Raw genomic sequence first — 17,098 nt, forward strand, 5'->3', positions numbered from 1 at the left:
CCACCGCGGCCACCACGGGCCGGGCGGTCGTTCGCGCCACCACGCGCCGGGCGGTTGCCCGCACGGGCCGCGGCGTTCTCGGCACGGACCTCGGCGATGTTCTTGACGTCGCCCTTGTAGATCCAGACCTTCACGCCGATGCGGCCGAAGGTCGTCTTGGCCTCGAAGAAGCCGTAGTCCACGTTCGCGCGGAGCGTGTGCAGGGGCACACGGCCCTCGCGGTAGAACTCCGAGCGGGACATCTCGGCGCCGCCGAGACGGCCACCGCACTGGATCTTGATGCCCTTGGCGCCGGCCTTCATGGCGGACTGCATGCTCTTACGCATGGCCCGACGGAAGGAGACGCGGGAGGAGAGCTGCTCGGCGACGGCCTGGGCCACCAGCTGAGCGTCCGTCTCCGGGTTCTTGACCTCAAGGATGTTCAGCTGGACCTGCTTGCCGGTCAGCTTCTCCAGGTCACCGCGGATACGGTCGGCCTCGGCGCCGCGGCGGCCGATGACGATGCCGGGGCGAGCGGTGTGGATGTCCACACGGACGCGGTCACGGGTGCGCTCGATCTCAACCTTCGAGATGCCGGCGCGCTCCATGCCGGACGTCATCATCCGACGGATGGCGACGTCTTCCTTGACGTAGTCCTTGTACAGCTTGTCGGCGTACCAGCGGGACTTGAAGTCCGTGGTGATGCCGAGCCGGAACCCATGCGGGTTAACCTTCTGGCCCATTACCGGGTTCCTTCCTTGCTGCTGACGACCACGGTGATGTGGCTGGTCCGCTTGCGGATCCGGTAGGCACGGCCCTGGGCGCGCGGACGGAACCGCTTCAGGGTCGGGCCCTCGTCGACGTACGCCTCGCTGATGAACAGCGACGTGGCGTCGGTGTGGTCGTAGTTGTGAGCGGCGTTGGCGATGGCGCTGTCCAGCACCTTGCCGACGGGCTCGGAAGCGGCCTGCGGGGCGAATCGCAGGACCGCCTGAGCCTCCGTGGCGTCCATGCCACGGATAAGGTCCACCACGCGGCGGGCCTTCATGGGCGTGACGCGGATGTACCGCGCCTGGGCCCTGGCTTCCATGGTTGTCCCTCTCAGTTACTTACGTGTCTGATGCGATCCGCGATTAGCGGCGCTTCGACTTCCGGTCGTCCTTGACGTGACCCCGGAAGGTGCGCGTCGGCGAGAACTCGCCGAGCTTGTGACCGACCATCGACTCGGTGACGAACACCGGGATGTGGGTCTTGCCGTTGTGCACCGCGATCGTGTGCCCGAGCATCGCCGGGATGATCATGGAGCGACGGGACCAGGTCTTGATGACGTTCTTGGAACCGGCTTCGTTCTGGGCGTCCACCTTCTTGATCAGGTGGTCGTCGACGAAGGGCCCCTTCTTGAGACTGCGCGGCATCTAAACCCGCTCCTAGCGCTTCTTGTTCGTCTTGCGGCGGCGGACGATGTACTTGTTCGACGCCTTCTTGGGCGAACGAGTACGACCTTCCTTCTGACCCCACGGGCTGACCGGGTGGCGACCACCGGAGGTCTTGCCCTCACCACCACCGTGCGGGTGGTCGACCGGGTTCATCGCGACACCACGGACGGTCGGGCGAACGCCCAGCCAGCGCTTGCGGCCGGCCTTACCCCAGTTGATGTTGCTCTGCTCGGCGTTGCCGACCTCGCCGACCGTGGCGCGGCAGCGCTGGTCGACCAGGCGGATCTCACCGGAAGGCATGCGGAGGTGGGCCATCGAGCCCTCCTTCGCGAGCAGCTGCACGGAGGTACCGGCGGAGCGGGCGAACTTGGCGCCGCCACCGGGACGGAGCTCGATCGCGTGGATCGTGGTACCGACCGGGATGTTGCGGAGCGCCAGGTTGTTGCCGGGCTTGATGTCGGCCCCGGCACCGTTCTCGACGCGGTCACCCTGCTGGAGGTTGCGCGGGGCGAGGATGTAGCGCTTCTCGCCGTCCGCGTAGTGCAGCAGCGCGATGCGCGCGGTGCGGTTGGGGTCGTACTCGATGTGCGCGACCTTCGCCGGCACGCCGTCCTTGTCGTGACGACGGAAGTCGATCACGCGGTAGGCGCGCTTGTGTCCGCCACCCTGGTGGCGAACGGTCACACGACCGGAGTTGTTACGACCGCCCTTGCTGTGCAGCGGGCGGACCAGCGACTTCTCCGGCGTGGACCGCGTGACCTCGACGAAGTCGGCGACGCTGGAGCCACGACGGCCCGGCGTAGTCGGCTTGTACTTGCGGATTCCCATTTCTCAGTCCTCGTCCGATATCGGACGATCCGGACCGCCGTCAGGCGGTCGGACCGCCGAAGATGTCGATACGGTCGCCCTCGGCAAGAGTCACGATCGCGCGCTTGCTGTCGGCACGCTTACCGAAACCGGTCTTCGTGCGCTTGCGCTTGCCCTGGCGGTTGATCGTGTTGACGCCGGTGACCTTGACCGAGAAGACCGCCTGGACGGCCTGCTTGATCTGGGTCTTGTTGGCGCCGGGGGCCACGACGAACGTGTACTTGCCCTCGTCGAGGAGCGCGTAGCTCTTCTCCGACACGACCGGCTTCAGCAGGACGTCACGGGGGTCCGTGAACGACTTGCTGAGCGGGGTGACGACGGTGTTCTTGCCCTCGGCGGCGTGGCGCTTCGCCTTGGCGACGCGCGCGGCCTTCGCGGCCTTGGCGGCCTTGGGGGCGATGGAGGGGTGACGGATGGCCATCAGACCTCAGTCCCTTCGATGTCGTTGGCCTTCGGGCCGGCGACGAAGGACTCCAGCGCGGCCTGGGTGAAGACCACGTCGTCAGAGACGATCACGTCGTACGTGTTCAGCTGGCCCGGCTCCAGGATGTGCACCTGGGGCAGGTTGCGGGCGGACAGCCACGCGGCCTCGTCGGCGCGCTCGACGACCAGGAGCAGGTTCTTGCGCTCCGAGATCTTGCCGAACAGCGTGCGAGCGGCCTTGGTGGAGGGGGTCTCGCCCGCGATCACGCCGGTGACGACGTGGATGCGGTTGTGGCGGGCCCGGTCGGTGAGGGCGTGGCGCAGGGCCGCGGCCTTCATCTTCTTGGGCGTCCGCTGCGAGTAGTCGCGCGGCTGGGGGCCGTGCACGACGCCACCGCCGGCGAACTGCGGCGCGCGGGTCGAGCCCTGACGGGCGCGGCCGGTGCCCTTCTGGCGGTAAGGCTTCTTGCCACCACCACGGACTTCGCCACGGGTCTTGGTCTTGTGCGTGCCCTGACGGGCAGCGGCGTTCTGCGCGACGACGACCTGGTGGATCAGCGGGATGCTGACCTTCTCCACGCCGAAGATCTCCGCGGGGAGTTCGACGCTTCCGGTCTTCTCGCCGGCAGGCGAAAGGATGTCAACAGTGCTCATCGGTACCTCAGGCCCCCTTGGCCGCGGTGCGGACCAGGACGAGGCCGCCGTTCGGACCGGGGACAGCGCCCTTGATGAGCAGCAGACCCTTCTCCGCGTCAACGGCGTGGACGGTCAGGTTCTGGGTGGTGACGCGCTCGTTGCCCATGCGACCCGCCATGCGGAGGCCCTTGAACACGCGGCCCGGGGTGGCGCAGCCACCGATGGAACCGGGCGAGCGGTGCTTGCGCTGGGTGCCGTGACCGGCGCCGAGGCCCTTGAAGTTGTGACGCTTCATGACACCGGCGAAGCCCTTGCCCTTGCTCTTGCCGGTGACGTCGACCTTCACGCCGGCCTCGAAGACCTCGGCGGAGATCTCCTGGCCCAGCGTGTACTCGGAGGCGTCCGCGGTGCGGATCTCGACGAGGTGACGACGGGGGGTGACGTCGGCCTTGGCGAAGTGGCCCTTGAGGGGCTTGTTCACCTTGCGCGGGTCGATCTCGCCGAAGGCGATCTGGACCGACTCGTAGCCGTCGACGTCGTTCGTACGGACCTGGGTGACGACGTTCGGGCCGGCCTTGACGACGGTGACCGGAACAACACGGTTGTTCTCGTCCCACACCTGCGTCATGCCGAGCTTCTCGCCCAGGATGCCCTTGATCTGCTTAGCCATTACTCAGATCACCGACCCTCAGAGCTTGATCTCGATGTCGACACCGGCCGGGAGGTCGAGTCGCATCAGAGAGTCAACGGTCTTGGGCGTCGGGTCGAGAATGTCGATCAGGCGCTTGTGCGTGCGCATCTCGAAGTGCTCGCGCGAGTCCTTGTACTTGTGCGGCGACTTGATGACGCAGTACACGTTCTTCTCAGTGGGCAGCGGCACCGGGCCCGCGACCGACGCACCAGTACGCGTCACCGTCTCGACGATCTTCTTCGCCGAGGAGTCGATGACCTCGTGGTCGTAGGCCTTGAGCCGGATGCGGATCTTCTGTCCCGCCATGGCTACTCAGTAGTCCTGTCTCTTCGCTCCGGAACCGGTGTCCCGCACTCCCCGCTCCGACCCACGCGGTCGGGCGTGTCGCGCCCTCGCCGACAAAAAAGTCCCACAGAGGACCAATCCATCTCCTACGAGGATTTCCACCGGGCCCTGGTCGGTACCGCACCGCGCTTCCCGAAAGATTCCCGTACGTCCGCCCCAGCGCTGCCCCCAAGGGGCAGTTAAGGCGACGAGTACTGTGGGACTCGCTTCCGGTCCTCCCGGCGGGAGGCGCACAGCATCAACACTCGACCGAGCAACCCCGCTAGTCTGCCATACGGGGCACCGACTCCGCCAATCGAGTCGGGGAGCATACCCCGAGAGTGACGCAGCTCAAACGCGGGGTTCTCCCGGGGTTCACATACCTGAACCTCGGTAAGACGCGCCCCACCCTTTCTTACCCTCCACCGCTATACGTGAGTTGATCATCGATCGACGGCACCACGGGGGTACGTCAGGTATGGCCGACCACTACAGGGTCGACTTCGAAGCACTCGGCAGACTCGTCCTCGACCTCGCCGGATGCGCCCGGAGCATGCGGTCCACCATGCGGCAACTGGAGGACATCGGCCCGTCGGGCACGGGCTCCGCCGAACTGGACGGCGCCTGCGACCACTTCCAGGACAAGTGGGGCCACGGCATCAAGCAGATCGCCGACGCGACGAGCGGCGTCACCGAGCGGGTCGTCCGGGCCGGACGCCTCTACCGGGGCACAGAGCACGAGGTGGTCGCACTCGTCGAGGCCGTCGGCACCGTCGACAAGACCATGCGGGCCGGCCGATGACCGCCACGACGTTCCGCTTCCGGGTCGGACCCGAGTTCCACGCCGTGCCTCTGGACGAGGGCACGCAGGACGAGATGCGGAAGTTCGCCCGCGACTACTGGGGAGAACGCGAGGAACTGGCCCCGCTGCACGCGCTCACCGAAGCCCTGTACGAGGAGAACGCGCGCATCCTCACCGAGGGCGGCGCCGTCTACAACGCGCTCGGCGTCTTCCCCGTGGAAGCCACCCCCAGCCGCATCAGCCGGGCCACCCTCACCATCGGCGTGCGTGAACTCGACAACCCGGACCCCCTGCTCACGGCGACCGGCATCACACGAACCCTGGAGCAGTCCGGCGAGGCCCAACTGATCGCCCTCCCCGCCGGCCCCGCCGCCGTCCACATCGCCGGGTCCCGTGCGGTGTGGGAGTTGCCGGAGGGCGAGCAGGAGCAGTACTTCGTCCGCGTCGAGGTCTGGCTCCCCTTCCCCGCCGAGGACCGCCTGCTGCTGCTCTGCCTGAGTACCCCGGACGTCCAGGACCTCCGCCACTACCAGGCGGTCCTCGCGGACATCGCCGACACCGTCGCCTTCGGCGAACCCACGGAGCCCGACTCCCCCTTCGGTTCCTACTGACCCCACCGAGGAGCCCGTCACCATGCACCCCAAGACGACCGACCCGTACGACGCGCTCGGCTTCGACCCCGCCCCCGGCGACCCGGCCTCGGTGGACCGGCTGGTCGTCTCCCTCACCGGGACCGCGAGACAGCTCGACGACGCCCACGCCACCCTGACCAAGCTGGGCAAGGCGGAGGGGGCCTGGACGGGCGACGGGGCATCCGCGTTCGCAAGCACGACCGGCTCGCTCCCGAGATACCTGAACACCGCGCACGACTCCCTGCTCGACGCCGCGCACGCGCTGCGCGGCTGGGAGGCGCAGCTCACGGAGTTCCAGTACCAGGCCCACCTCTACGAACAGGAGGCCGAGGCGTCCCGCAGCACCCTGGCGCAGGCCCGCGCCGACCCGGACCTGCGACTCGCGGGCCGGACCTTCACCACGCAGGCCGAACTGGACGACGCCCAGCGGCGCCTGGACCACGCCACGAGACGCGTCACCGCGGCGAGCGCGGACCTCGACGCGATCATCGAGAAGGCCCGACAACTCCAGCACGACCACCAGACCATGGCCCACCAGGCCGCCCAGCAGGTCCGCAAGGCCGCCGAGGCCGCACCCGACAAAACCCTCCTCGACAAACTCAAGGACGCCCTCGACATCCTCACCGACCGGGTCGAGAGCCTCGCGGGCGAGGTGTGGAAGTGGGTCCAGGACCACGCGGACGACATCTACGAGATCGGGGACTGGCTCGGCTATGCCAGCGCCGCCTGCGACGTCCTGGCAGTCGTCTTCTCCGAGACCCTCATCGGCGCCGTGGTCTTCGAGGGCATCGGCATGGCCCTCAACAGCGGCGCCCTGCTCGCCCACGGCGTCGGCTGGGCGGCCGGTTCGAAGAAGGGAAACTGGACGGACATCGGCCTGGACCTCGCCGGCTTCATCCCGTTCGGCGACTTCGCCCGGGTCGGAAAGATCGGCAAGGGGACGTTCACCGGCGTCAAGATCCCCATGAGTGTCAACGACTTCGGGGTGAAGGCGGCTGACTCCTGGAAACGCGCGCACGGCATAGTGGAGCAGGCCGGGGGAACCGCGAAGCTGGGTGACGACGCCGAGAAATGGGTGATGCGGAACGTCGGCGCGCTCGGCCGTGAGTCGTACGCGATCCACATCACCGCGGACACGCTGGCGGACCGTTTCAAGGTCGCCGTGGCCAAGGAACTCGGCGACCGCAACCTCTACCGGCCGGGCGCGGGTTTCTCGGACAAGGTGTTCCAGAAGCTGATGCCCAAGCTGATCGAACACACCCCGCTGGGACGTGTCCCAGGACTCTCCGACTCGGTCAGGCCGATCGTGGACGGCGCCGGACAGACGGTCGGCCGCTACATCGACCCTCGCTCCTGGACGGCACGCGGCTACGAGGCCGCGCTCGGTGCGAAACACCTCTATGCGGAAGGCACCCGGTTGGCCACCGAAGAGGTCCAGTTCGCGTCGGACCAGATCCATGAGAAGTACGACGAGGCCCGCGAGAAGGCGAACGGCCTCCTGGCAGCCGTCAACCCGTTGGGATAGCGCCATGCACGACACCCCGTACGCCTTCGTGGTCTCGGTGAACAATCCCGTGCCTGTCTCCGGACCGTCGGCCGCCGGTCTGCCCGCCGACGCCGAGCTGGGAGCGACGATCCGGCTGCGGACCGCACAGCGTCCCGAGGACACACCGCTGGCCCGGGTGTTCGTCCCCCGGTCCGCGCCACGGGGAAAGGGGGTCGTCCCCCTGCCGCTCGCGATCCACGACGGATCGTCCGGCGGCCCGTGGTGCTCGGTCCGCTCCGCCGCTCCCGACACCTACGACGTCCACGCACCCGACGGCACCCACCTGGCCCGGATCGACCGCCGGGCCGGACGGCTCCTGCCCTGTCCCCGTCGCGTCCGCTGGTCCGCGCGGCTCACCGGAGCGCCGTCGGTGATCACGGGGAAGGAAGGCACCTGGTACTCCTGGCTGATCCACGTGGGAACAGCGCCCTTCTGGTTTCTCCTCGCGCTCTGTATGACCCTCTACGCGTACGTCGACGGAACCACGGACGACTACACGTTCGGCCGTCCCGTCCGGACTCGCTGGCGTGCGCCGCACCTTGGCACGGTCCTGGACCATCGAGGCCTGAGCAAGGTCTACCGCCACACACCCCGCCTGCTGGACTCCCGGATCGCCTACGCCCTGGCCGCCCTCCAGACGCTCGAACGCAAAGGCTGACGGACATGCCGGCGTGGTCCCCCCGCCCGCCCAGGTCACCCCTGCGCGTGTGGACCCGCTACCTCGCACAGTGGCTCTGGGCCCCACCGTTCTGGCTCCTGGTCCGCCTCCCCCTCATCGTGCTGGCGCTGCTGGAGATCGACGTACCAGGCCCAGGAAGTCCCGTGTCCCACCGGCGCAACCGCTTCTGGCTGACCAGGGCCGCCCTGCGCCGCTCTCTTCTGACAGACCCCCAGTCCCAGGAGGGGGAGCTCCGACGCCTGCTGGCGGAGCACCGTCCCCCCTGCGCCGCCGCCCGCGGTCTGCCCTGCACCACGAGACACCATCACCTCACGATCGACGACACCTACTACCGCCTCCTGGGCGCACGTCACGCCTACCGCATCGCGCACACCGAGTACGGCTGGCGGCTCTCCCCCGAGGTCGAGCGCGGGCTCCCCGGGCGGCTGGTGCTGCGCTGTTCATGACCCGAGTGTCCTGAGCGCCGAGTCACGGGACGACGAGGCCGAGGCGAGTGCGGTCCGGCGCAGGGCGGCCCGATGCCTCTCGTCGAGGCCGACGGCCTTCGCCCAGGTGTCGGTCAGGTCGGCGCTCTGCTCCTCGAACGCCTGCGCGCTGTTCTCGGCACCGCCCGTGCGCAGGGTGCGCAGCCAGGATCCGACGAGGTGTCCCGCGGGGTCGGCGGCGTAGGAGGGCGGCTCAGCGGACGCCCTGGTCAGGCCCTCGACGACGTCCCGCTGCCACACCTTCGCCCGCTCCTCGCCGAGATCCTGCCGTACGGCCTCGGCAACGGCGTCGTAGGAACCCAGGGTGTAGGAGCCGCTCGCCGTCGGGTCGGTGCCGCGTGGCGCTGCCGCGAGTGTCTCGGCGGCGTTGCGGGTCGCCGCCGTCCGCAGGGTGACGTACGCGGCGGGTTCCTCGGAGACGGCCCGGACGGCAGGCAGCAGCAGGGTCTCGGGGACGGCCATGTGGACGCCGTCGGAGTCCTGCCAGGCCGGTTGGGAGGGGAGGCCGTGCCGGGAGTGGTCGCCGGTCCACAGGCCGAGGATCACCCCCGGTGTCGGCCGCGTGGTCGGCGAGCGCCTCGGCGAGGGGGACGGCGAACTCGTCCGGCAGGCGGCCGTCCGACTTCCCGACCGCGTCGCCGGTGGCGACCAGGACGTCCTTCATGGCCTGCGCCTGGGCGAGCGTGTGGGTCCCCGGTCCGGCTCCGACCGTCGCCTTCTTGACGGCCGCTCCCAGCTCGGCGCAGTCCGTCCCCGCCGGGTACCCGGAGCCGAGCGCCTCGCGCACCGGCTCGCACGTCCCGGGGGTCTCGGCGGGTGCGCGAGGCGCCCGCACCGCGAAGGGCGGGGAGAAGCTTCGGACACGGGTGTCTTCCCTCGGTTCAGTTCGTGGTGTCCGTCAGGTACTTCGACGCGGCTGTCTCCCCCGTGGTGAAGCCGCCGCGTATCCCCCCGACGAACGCTTCCACCAGACGTTCGCCGCTCGCGGAGTCGGTGTCGGCGTCCGGCCGGCTCTGCTCACCGAGTGACCTACGCCACCTCAGCGACCCTCACTTGAGCTCCCGCAGCCCCGAGATCCGGGAGGAGGCGGAGCTGTTGAATGCCTTCCGGCGCAGACCCTCCCGCTCCTTCTCGTCGATCCCCAGGGCCTTCGCCCAGATGTCGGTCATGTCGGCGCTCTGCCGCTGGAGGGCGGACAGCGGGTCCGCCGCACCCGTCCGCAGTACGCCCTGCCAGGAGACGACGATGTGGTCGACGGGGTTCTCCCCGTAGGCGGGCGGCGTCGCGGGACCTGCGGCCAGCCCCCTGAAGACCGCCTCCGTCCACGTGTCGTCCTGCCTCTTCTCGGCCACCGCGTCCAGGAAGCCGAGGACGCGGGCGTTGCGTGCCATCGGCGACGCCGGCTCCGCGCCGGTCGGGTCACGGCGTACGGCGTTCAGCTCCCGCGCACCCTCCCGGGCCGTCGCCGTGCGCAGGGCGACATAGGCCGCGGCGTCCTGCGACAGCTCCCGCAGGACGCGTTCGACGGTCGCGGTCGGGAGGGACATATGCACCCCGTTCTCGTCCTCCCAAGCGGGCTCGGAGGAGAAGGCCCTGCGGACGTAGTCACCGGTCGTGATGCCCAGGATCATCTGCGTGTCCGCCGAGTAGTCCGCCAGCGACTCGGCGAACGGGAGCCGCAGCGCCGGGTCGAGGTGATTCGACGGGGAGCGCAGGGTGTCGTCCACGGCCATGAGGACGTCTCTCATGGCCCGCGCCTGCGTCACCGAGTGCCGCCCGGGCCCGGCCCCGACGGTCGCCTTCCTGACAGCCGCGCCCAGCTCGGCGCAGTTCGTCCCCTCCGGGCTCCCGCCACCGAGAGCCCGCTGCACCCGCTTGTCGTCGAGCAGAGCCTCGCACCCTCCCTTGCCGCCGGGTTCCGCCAGGAGCCGGCAGGCACCGGCGCCGACACCTAGCGCGCAGAGGGCGACGACGGTCACGGCGAGGAGGCGGGAGCGCCGGGCGGGGCGAGCGGGCGTCTCGGACATGGCTTCCTTGCTGAGGAGGGAGTGGGGGCGGTGCGGGGTCTCAGTTCGAGGTGTCGGTCAGATACTTGTTCGCGAGATTGCTCCCCCGGTCGTGGCCGTTGAGCATGTCGTCGGTGAGCGCTTGCACCTGAGCCTGCCCAGCGGGGGTTTTCCGGTCGATGTCGGCCCGGTCGTCGGCCCAGCTCTCGACCATGAGCGCCATCTGGTTGTTCGCGGCGAGGTACTCGTCGGCGATCGCGGCGTCGGCCGTCGCGTCCGCGTCGGCCTTCATGGCGTTGCCCCACTGCCAGGCCCAGGTGTCGACGCCCCGCTGGATGGCGTCGCCGAAGGCGATCGACACGCCGCCCGTGGTCACGTAGAGCGGGGTCACCGCGCCGCCGACGACGTGGTAGGCGACCTTGGACTTCCAGTCCGCTTCGCTGTATGCGGCCATGCGGCCGTCGTTGATCACATCCTCCCGGATGGCCGAGTACACCCCGAGCGTCGCGCCGGCCTTGCCCAGCGGCGCGGAGTGCTCGAAGCCGGTCGCGTTCTCCGGTACGGCCCGCAACTGCGTGTCGATGTACCTCGACTCCGCCTTGTGCAGGGTCGCGTAGGCGTCCGGGTCCTCGGAGAGCCCTCGCATGACTTGCACCAGGTCCTTCTGGGACACGGCCAGGTGGGCGGTGCCGCCGTCGGTGAAGTACCCGTCGCCGGTCACGGCCCGCACGTAGTCACCTCGCATACCGCCGAGGATCTCGTGCGTGTCCGAGGTGTACTCGGCGAGCGCGCGGGCGAGCGGCTGCCGGAGGTTCGGCTGCACAGTCGTGTCCGTGCCGAGGGTCGGCGCGAGTTCGGTGACGACGGCGTGCGTCACGCGCGCCTGGGCCTCGGTGTGGTTCATACCGGGCCACGGGTCCTGTCCCGCCGCCAGGGGTGGGTGTCCCGTCGCCGCCGCCTCCAGTGCCGCGCCGAGGCCGGTCCTGCTCAGCGGGTCGTCCAGTTCCATGACGGAGACGCCGGTGAGGACGTGGCGGGGCCAGGCGCGGGTGCCGGCGCCCTCGCCGAGGAGGTAGTGGAGGTGGTCGCCGCCGGAGGGCCGGGCGGGGTCGAAGAAGGCGGTCGCGGCGTCGGGGTTCCTGCTCATGAGGCCGAGGACGGAGTCGAGGGCGTCGGCGCGGACGCCGTCGTGGCCGGGACCCCACTGCGTGAAGAGGCCGGGGTGCGCGCGCTCGGCGGAGATCATGCGGCCGGCGGTGTCGCCGAGGAACTGGTCGTCGTAGCCGGTCCCGGCGTGCTGCATGAGGGCGGCGAGCGACTGGTAGCCGTAGAGGGGGTTGCTCTTCGAGCCGAAGTTCTTCGTGCCCGCCTTGTCGAGTCCCTCGCTCCACTGCCGGTAGAACGTGCCGTCCGAACTCGCCAGCCACTCCTTGAACTTGGCCGACCCCGGCGGCATGTCGGCGGCGCTGCCGGGCACTTGGGTGGCGGTGGCGAGGACGTCGGCCAACCCGCCCTGGATCTGGGTGTGGACGGCGTTGCCGGCGAGCTTGAGCATCGCCTCGGGACCGAGTCCGCTCAGGAAGGCCTGGCTGAACGCCTTGTCACCGGCGTTGTCGCGGAACGCCCGCTGGAGTTCGGCGAGTTCGGCGGCGGACACCTTCTCCCCCTGGGCGAGACGGCCGGCGATGTCGTCGGCGGCGCGCGCCTCGTACTGCTCGATGTCGCCGAGGGCACCCCCGTTGAACCCGGCGAGGGTACCGTCGTTCGGGTCGGAGTCGACGACGACGGCCTTGAGGGCGATCTCGACCCCGTGGTCCGCGTCGGTGACGGCGGCCACAGCCTGGTCGAGGCGGGCCTGCCAGGAGGCGACGCTCTTGCGGACGCTCGCCTGGTAGTCGGGGTCGTGGACGTAGGCGCTACGGGCACCGGCGTCCAGGGCGGCCGTGTCGAAGGCGACGATGCCCTGTTCGGAGACCTTCATGCCCTCGGCGACGGCGTCGGCGCGGGCCGACTCCAACTTCCCCCGCAACTCCGCGAACTGCGTGTGCGCGTCCCTCAACAGGGAGGCGATCGCCTTGGCTTCGACCTGCGCGTTCTGGAACTCCTTGAGTGTGACGTCGAACCGCCGGTTCGCGGCGCCTGCGCTGAGACCGAGCCAGGAGGTGCCCAGGGAGATGCCGTGGACGTCGCGGGAGTAGGCGGTCTCCTGCTTGTTCAGCTCGGCCGCCATGCCGTCCCAGCGGGTCGCGGCGGCGGTGAGCGCGGCGAGGTCGGTGGTCATGATGTCGTGGTACGTCGGCACGGTGTCGTCGTCCCCGGTCAGTACTGGTCGAGCGGGGAGATCCGCCGGACGCCGAGGCCGACGGAGAGGTCGGTGCCCTGGAGGGTGAGCCGGGCGGCGCGCAGTGCCTCCTTCTCGGAGCCGAGCCGGTTCATGAGGCCCTGCGACTGCTCGCCCCAGGCGGCGTGCGCCTTCTTCACCGCACCCGAAGTCGCCCATCCCTCGAAGGACTTGACGACGGTCCCGGTCTCGTCGTCCGCCCAGTCGGCGGCGGTCCGCGTGTCCGGCTCGATGTGATCCTGGATGGCTTTGGCCGCGGCTTCCTTCTGGGTGGGTGTGGACGCCACTTCCGGTGCCGGTTCCGGCGGTCGACCCATGTCGCTGCACCCCCGTGCGCACGTGCGATTGCTCAAACCACCAATGTCACCTGGGCGAACCGTTGCGACAAGTGAAGATCTCACGTCTTCAGGGCAGTTCGCGGCGCAGCGCCTCGTCCAGTTGCTCCGCCACCGTCGCCGGGTCGGCGTTGCCCCTGAGCAGCGGGTCGAGTCTCTCGACGAGCGTCTGGGTGACGGCGCCGTACAGCGGGGTGCGGGGTCGCTGGACGGCGGTGCGCAGCGCGGGCAGCAGGACGTTCTGGTTGAAGCGCTCCCGGTCCGGTGTGCCGTGGCCGGGACTCTCTCCGGCGCTCTGCGCGCCGGAGTCGTAGGCGTGTGTGCAGGGCAGGGTCCCTTTGTAGGAGGACTCGCGGGTCGCCGCGAACCCGGCGCGCAGCAGGCATCGTTCACTGTCGGCGTCGGTGAGGAACCGGATCAGCTCGGCGGTCTTGGCGGCCTTCGCCCCGGAGACGGACCGGGTCATGGCGAGGTTCTGCCCGCCGAGCACGGCCTTGCCGGGCAGCTGCGTCACCCCGAGGTTCCCCCGGAACGCCTTAGCCAACGCGGGGTAGGCGTAAGGCCAGTTGCGCAGGAACGTGGTCTTCCCCTGGGTGAAGTCGCTGAGCGAGCCGGACTCGTCGGAGGTGTACGCGCGCCGCAGGACATAGTCCATCCGGTCACGCAACTCCTCGACGCCTTTGGCCAGTTGGGCCTTGTCGGCCCGGTACCGTCCGTCGTCGTCGGTGATCCGCAGCCCCGGTACGGCGGAGGCGAACGCCTCGATCGCGTTGACGGTCCGCCCTTCGTACGGGGCGAGTTGGGTGGTCCAGCCCGCTTCCCAGTGGGCCGGCCTGCGGTCGCGCACGGCGCTGAGGTAGCGCTGGAGGTCCGCCCAGCGGGCGACGGGCCCGATCTCGCCCCCGACCTGGTCGCGCCGGTAATACAGCAGCCCCACATCGCTGTTGAACGGCACGGCGTAGCGCCGCCCGTCCCAGAACGACGTCGCGTCGACCGACGTGATGAGGTCACCGGGGTCGCGGACGGCGTCGTCCGGCAGCGGCTGGAGGAGTTTCGCGGCGGCGAACTCCGGGATCCAGGTGACGTCCAGGTTGACGACGTCGTACGAGCTGCTGCCGGACTGCAACGCGGCCAGCAGTTGGCTGCGCTGCTCGTCGGCGGAGCCGGGGAGTTCGACGAGGATCGCCGTGTAACCACTGTTGCCCTGCTGGGCGTTCCAGGTGTCGATGAGGCGCTGGCGGGTGCCGTCGGTGACGTCACGGCCGCTGGCGACGAAGATCGGGGAAGGCTCCTGCCCGGACGGCGGCTGCTCGGACGGCCCGCCCGACGTGCAGGCGGTGAGCGTCAGCAGCAGGGCCGCGAGCCAGGTGTGCCGCCTCATTTCTCCCCCGTCCCGGTGCCCGTGCGGGCGACCTCGTCCCGCAGATCGGCGGCCAGGTCGTGCCCGGGATCCAGGCAACGCCCTTGCGACGCACCGGAGATGACCCGGTCGGCGCGGTCCGGCTCACAGCCCCCGGTCGCCAGGGACACCATGGTCACCGGCACCCCCGAGTCCCGGGCGAGCGCCTTCAGGTCCGCCAGGTTCTGCCCGGTCAGCCGGTCGTTGTCCTCGTCGTCCGTCAAGTAGACGACCATCTGGGGCTGTTGGGTGTCGACGCCCTGCCGCTTCATGAACTCCAGCGCGTCACGCAGGGCTTGGTACGGATCGGCCTCGGCGCCGCGCGCCCCCGCCTTCCGGGCGGCCTCCAGGGCCCGTACGGCGTCGGCGCGCGCGTGCGGTCCGAAGGGCAGCAGGTCGGTATGGGTGGGCCCGGTGCGCCCGGCCACCGCCCACACCCCGTACCGGTCCTTGCCGCCCAGCCCGCCGAGCGACTGCTGGATCAGTCCCGGTCCGCTGCTCGGACCGCGCCACAGCCTGTCCATGGACCCGGAGCTGTCCAGCAGGAACAGCACCTGGCCGGGCCCGAGGGCGTTGCGGTACCGCCCCAGCGTGGCGTTCATCGCGGTCGCCTCGGTGTACCGCCCGGAGTCGGCGAGGCCGGCCTCGGCACCGTGCGGTGTCACGCCGAGGAACCGGTGGCCTGCGTCGGCCGAGCGCAGGCCCTCGCCGCCGAGGATCTTGCGCCCCTCGTCCCCGGTCAGCCAGTCCCTGAACCGCTCGATCTCGGTCTGCCGCGCCGGGGCGTCCCGGACGGCCGCGAGCCACCGCACCCGCACGAACGTGGGGGTCAGCCCCGGTACGTCGTCCGGGTACAGCGCGGTCCGCGACTCCCAGCCGCCCCAGGGGCAGTCGGTGTTGCCGGTCAGGGCGAACTCGGGTACCAGGACCGCGCTCGGTGGCCCTCCCGAGGCCGCGCACAGCAGTTCGGCGGCGTCGCGCGCGGGTGGCCCCTGGTGGGCGACGCGGCGCTCTCCGCCCCGGGTGTCGTCGGTCTCCCCGTACAGGCCCATCGTCGCGAAGAGCGCCGAGTCCGTGTACTCCGGATCGGGACGGCGGACCGTCAACCCGCCGCTCGCCAGGTCCGTCGCCATCCGCACGAGCGACCTCCCGGTGCGCTGCCACGGGGCATCGTAGGAGGCGGCGAGGACGACCGGGGAGTACGCGAACGGCCCGCTGTCGGCGTGGAGTTGGACGACGGGGTCGTCTCCGATCGGATCGGGCCGGGCCCGGTCGAGGTCCGCGCGGCTGCCCGGGATCCACACGTCCGGCTGCGGGCCGATGTCCCGCTGCGGCTGCGGCTCGCCGTCCCGCCCCGTCGGCCGCCGCCATTTCCCGGCCTGCTCCCGCAGCCCCGTCACCACGTCGGTGGCCCCCGCGCTGTACACCCCGATCCCGCTCCTGCGGCACCCGTCCCGCAGGTTCTCCGGCGACTCGGTGTACGCGTTCGCCGCCGCCGCGATCACCGGTTCCAGATCCGCGTCGGTCAGCACCCGCAGGTGCAACGGCGGCGCGCAGACACCGTTCCCGTCCCCGGCGAGTACGCCGATCCCGAAGCCGCCCGCGACGGTGGCGACGGCCGTGAGCGCCAGGGTGAGGACGAGGCCGCCGGCGCGGTGGAGGAGGGGGGCGAGGCGTTTCAGCCAATGTGGGGGAAGTTCCTCCGGTTCCGGCGACGAGACGGGGTTCGACGTCCCGGCGGAGGCGTCCGGTTCGTCAGCAGCGCGCCCGTGCCCCCTCAACAGCACATCCACCCCGGGGTCCCACTGCGCCTGCGGCTCCTGTGTCTCCCCCTCCCTGTAGTGCGTCGGAACGGCCGCCGCCCGCATGCGCGCCCGCAACCGCTCGTACACCTGGGAAAGCGACAACTCATCGCGTTCGCCGAGGACTTCGATCAGTTCGCGGGTGAAGGGTGTCGCCTCGGAGTGGTCCCCGGGGGTGATGAGCCGGTGGGCCTGTGCGCTCATCAGCAGCATGACCTTGTGGTCGTCGCGCAGGCCGTCCAGCGTGTGCCGCGCGTTGCCCGAGTAGCAGCAGTCCAGGATGACCACGACCCGCTCGGCCCGGCTCTGGTCCAACTCGGCGAGGACGGACTCGAAGCTCGCGGAACCGGGGAACGATCCCTTGCCGCTGTACACGATGCGCGCGTTGCGCATCTGGAGGTGCAGGTCGTTACCCCCCACCCGCACGATGCCGTGCCCGGCGAAGTAGAGCAGCAGCAGGCCCTCGGCCTCCTGTGCGACCTTGTGCAGCGCGACGTCGAAGCCGTCCAGGAAGGGGGAGTCGCACACGAGCACGTCGTCGTCCGACCCGAACATCCCGCTGCGGCGCAGGACGTCGCAGAGTTCCGAGCGGTTGTGCTCGACAGCCTTCAACTGCCCGGACACACCGCCCTTTTCGACGTCCGTGTGGTCGTACCTGGAGACCCCCACCACCAGCGCCCGGTTGACCTTCCCCCGCGGGTCGAAGCGGTTCACC

At 70.1% G+C, this 17,098-nt stretch carries 19 protein-coding genes; 5 read left to right on the forward strand and 14 right to left on the reverse strand.

All coding sequences use genetic code 11. The features are described 5' to 3' along the window. From rpsC to rpsJ, 8 genes are all read right to left on the reverse strand, one after another. A partial coding sequence (rpsC, locus tag ACVNF4_RS04415; RefSeq protein WP_461801322.1) for a 30S ribosomal protein S3 occupies positions 1–722 on the reverse strand: 722 nt, incomplete at its 3' end. Further along, entirely contained in the window at positions 722–1,069 is a 348-nt protein-coding gene (rplV, locus tag ACVNF4_RS04420) for a 50S ribosomal protein L22 (protein ID WP_055718839.1), read from the reverse strand. The genes rplV and rpsC, both read right to left, overlap by 1 nt. Positions 1,070–1,112: 43 nt before the next feature. Continuing rightward, on the reverse strand, positions 1,113–1,394 hold the full coding sequence (gene rpsS / locus ACVNF4_RS04425) for a 30S ribosomal protein S19 (protein WP_010986346.1): 282 nt from the start codon (positions 1,392–1,394) through the stop codon (positions 1,113–1,115). A gap of 12 nt (positions 1,395–1,406) precedes the next feature. Beyond that, a complete protein-coding gene (gene rplB / locus ACVNF4_RS04430; protein WP_355869329.1) occupies positions 1,407–2,243 on the reverse strand; it encodes a 50S ribosomal protein L2 in 837 nt (278 codons plus the stop codon). A gap of 40 nt (positions 2,244–2,283) precedes the next feature. Beyond that, positions 2,284–2,703 carry a 50S ribosomal protein L23 gene (gene rplW, locus ACVNF4_RS04435; protein WP_461801323.1) on the reverse strand — a complete coding sequence of 140 codons (420 nt, stop codon included), beginning with the start codon at positions 2,701–2,703 and terminating at the stop codon, positions 2,284–2,286. Continuing rightward, complete coding sequence (gene rplD, locus ACVNF4_RS04440; RefSeq protein ID WP_461801324.1) at positions 2,703–3,359, reverse strand: 50S ribosomal protein L4; 657 nt, start codon at positions 3,357–3,359, stop codon at positions 2,703–2,705. Before rplD ends, rplW begins: the two co-directional genes overlap by 1 nt. A gap of 7 nt (positions 3,360–3,366) precedes the next feature. Further along, on the reverse strand, positions 3,367–4,011 hold the full coding sequence (gene rplC / locus ACVNF4_RS04445; RefSeq protein ID WP_005481233.1) for a 50S ribosomal protein L3: 645 nt from the start codon (positions 4,009–4,011) through the stop codon (positions 3,367–3,369). A gap of 18 nt (positions 4,012–4,029) precedes the next feature. After that, positions 4,030–4,338: a 30S ribosomal protein S10 gene (rpsJ, locus tag ACVNF4_RS04450; RefSeq protein WP_003948644.1), complete on the reverse strand. Its 309-nt coding sequence runs from the start codon at positions 4,336–4,338 to the stop codon at positions 4,030–4,032. Positions 4,339–4,834: 496 nt separating this feature from the next. On the opposite strand from rpsJ, the gene ACVNF4_RS04455 reads away from it, so the two are divergent. Genes ACVNF4_RS04455 through ACVNF4_RS04475 form a run of 5 tightly spaced genes read left to right on the forward strand, consistent with a single transcriptional unit; the run spans position 4,835 to position 8,461 of the window. After that, positions 4,835–5,158, forward strand: a complete 324-nt coding sequence (locus tag ACVNF4_RS04455; protein WP_461801325.1) for a hypothetical protein — start codon at positions 4,835–4,837, stop codon at positions 5,156–5,158. Continuing rightward, entirely contained in the window at positions 5,155–5,769 is a 615-nt protein-coding gene (locus tag ACVNF4_RS04460; protein WP_461801326.1) for a hypothetical protein, read from the forward strand. The genes ACVNF4_RS04455 and ACVNF4_RS04460 overlap by 4 nt, the downstream gene beginning before the upstream one ends. A gap of 22 nt (positions 5,770–5,791) precedes the next feature. Then, on the forward strand, positions 5,792–7,315 hold the full coding sequence (locus ACVNF4_RS04465) for a putative T7SS-secreted protein (RefSeq protein ID WP_461801327.1): 1,524 nt from the start codon (positions 5,792–5,794) through the stop codon (positions 7,313–7,315). A gap of 4 nt (positions 7,316–7,319) precedes the next feature. Then, positions 7,320–7,994 (forward strand): hypothetical protein, encoded by a 675-nt coding sequence (locus tag ACVNF4_RS04470; protein ID WP_461801328.1) that lies wholly within the window; start codon positions 7,320–7,322, stop codon positions 7,992–7,994. A 5-nt stretch (positions 7,995–7,999) separates the two neighbouring features. Next, positions 8,000–8,461, forward strand: coding sequence for a hypothetical protein (locus tag ACVNF4_RS04475; RefSeq protein WP_461801329.1), 462 nt, complete (start codon positions 8,000–8,002; stop codon positions 8,459–8,461). Here the strand turns inward: ACVNF4_RS04475 and ACVNF4_RS04480 are convergent. The 6 genes from ACVNF4_RS04480 to ACVNF4_RS04505 all read right to left on the reverse strand — a co-directional run bounded on the left by ACVNF4_RS04480 (position 8,456) and on the right by ACVNF4_RS04505 (position 17,097). After that, the gene (locus tag ACVNF4_RS04480) at positions 8,456–9,046 is read right to left on the reverse strand and encodes a hypothetical protein (protein WP_461801330.1); all 591 of its coding nucleotides are present in this window, start codon (positions 9,044–9,046) and stop codon (positions 8,456–8,458) included. The genes ACVNF4_RS04475 and ACVNF4_RS04480 overlap by 6 nt on opposite strands. A 503-nt stretch (positions 9,047–9,549) precedes the next feature. Further along, complete coding sequence (locus ACVNF4_RS04485; protein WP_461801331.1) at positions 9,550–10,527, reverse strand: hypothetical protein; 978 nt, start codon at positions 10,525–10,527, stop codon at positions 9,550–9,552. Positions 10,528–10,567: 40 nt separating this feature from the next. Next, on the reverse strand, positions 10,568–12,787 hold the full coding sequence (locus ACVNF4_RS04490; protein ID WP_461801332.1) for a hypothetical protein: 2,220 nt from the start codon (positions 12,785–12,787) through the stop codon (positions 10,568–10,570). Positions 12,788–12,825: 38 nt separating this feature from the next. Beyond that, complete coding sequence (locus tag ACVNF4_RS04495) at positions 12,826–13,164, reverse strand: hypothetical protein (protein ID WP_461801333.1); 339 nt, start codon at positions 13,162–13,164, stop codon at positions 12,826–12,828. An 88-nt stretch (positions 13,165–13,252) separates the two neighbouring features. Then, positions 13,253–14,563 carry an extracellular solute-binding protein gene (locus ACVNF4_RS04500; protein WP_461801334.1) on the reverse strand — a complete coding sequence of 437 codons (1,311 nt, stop codon included), beginning with the start codon at positions 14,561–14,563 and terminating at the stop codon, positions 13,253–13,255. After that, a complete protein-coding gene (locus tag ACVNF4_RS04505) occupies positions 14,560–17,097 on the reverse strand; it encodes a caspase family protein (RefSeq protein ID WP_461801335.1) in 2,538 nt (845 codons plus the stop codon). The genes ACVNF4_RS04500 and ACVNF4_RS04505 overlap by 4 nt, the downstream gene beginning before the upstream one ends. Between the last annotated feature and the right edge of the window lies 1 nt (position 17,098).

The sequence above is a fragment of the Streptomyces sp. S6 genome (genome assembly GCF_054880855.1).

Bases quoted from the DNA above. Each gene is read 5' to 3' on its own strand.
- rplV (WP_055718839.1), bottom strand. From the start codon at position 1,069: ATGGAAGCCAGGGCCCAGGCGCGGTACATCCGCGTCACGCCCATGAAG.
- rpsS (WP_010986346.1), bottom strand. From the start codon at position 1,394: ATGCCGCGCAGTCTCAAGAAGGGGCCCTTCGTCGACGACCACCTGATC.
- rplB (WP_355869329.1), bottom strand. From the start codon at position 2,243: ATGGGAATCCGCAAGTACAAGCCGACTACGCCGGGCCGTCGTGGCTCC.
- rplW (WP_461801323.1), bottom strand. From the start codon at position 2,703: ATGGCCATCCGTCACCCCTCCATCGCCCCCAAGGCCGCCAAGGCCGCG.
- rplD (WP_461801324.1), bottom strand. From the start codon at position 3,359: ATGAGCACTGTTGACATCCTTTCGCCTGCCGGCGAGAAGACCGGAAGC.
- rplC (WP_005481233.1), bottom strand. From the start codon at position 4,011: ATGGCTAAGCAGATCAAGGGCATCCTGGGCGAGAAGCTCGGCATGACG.
- rpsJ (WP_003948644.1), bottom strand. From the start codon at position 4,338: ATGGCGGGACAGAAGATCCGCATCCGGCTCAAGGCCTACGACCACGAG.
- ACVNF4_RS04455 (WP_461801325.1), top strand. From the start codon at position 4,835: ATGGCCGACCACTACAGGGTCGACTTCGAAGCACTCGGCAGACTCGTC.
- ACVNF4_RS04460 (WP_461801326.1), top strand. From the start codon at position 5,155: ATGACCGCCACGACGTTCCGCTTCCGGGTCGGACCCGAGTTCCACGCC.
- ACVNF4_RS04465 (WP_461801327.1), top strand. From the start codon at position 5,792: ATGCACCCCAAGACGACCGACCCGTACGACGCGCTCGGCTTCGACCCC.
- ACVNF4_RS04470 (WP_461801328.1), top strand. From the start codon at position 7,320: ATGCACGACACCCCGTACGCCTTCGTGGTCTCGGTGAACAATCCCGTG.
- ACVNF4_RS04475 (WP_461801329.1), top strand. From the start codon at position 8,000: ATGCCGGCGTGGTCCCCCCGCCCGCCCAGGTCACCCCTGCGCGTGTGG.
- ACVNF4_RS04485 (WP_461801331.1), bottom strand. From the start codon at position 10,527: ATGTCCGAGACGCCCGCTCGCCCCGCCCGGCGCTCCCGCCTCCTCGCC.
- ACVNF4_RS04490 (WP_461801332.1), bottom strand. From the start codon at position 12,787: ATGACCACCGACCTCGCCGCGCTCACCGCCGCCGCGACCCGCTGGGAC.
- ACVNF4_RS04495 (WP_461801333.1), bottom strand. From the start codon at position 13,164: ATGGGTCGACCGCCGGAACCGGCACCGGAAGTGGCGTCCACACCCACC.
- ACVNF4_RS04500 (WP_461801334.1), bottom strand. From the start codon at position 14,563: ATGAGGCGGCACACCTGGCTCGCGGCCCTGCTGCTGACGCTCACCGCC.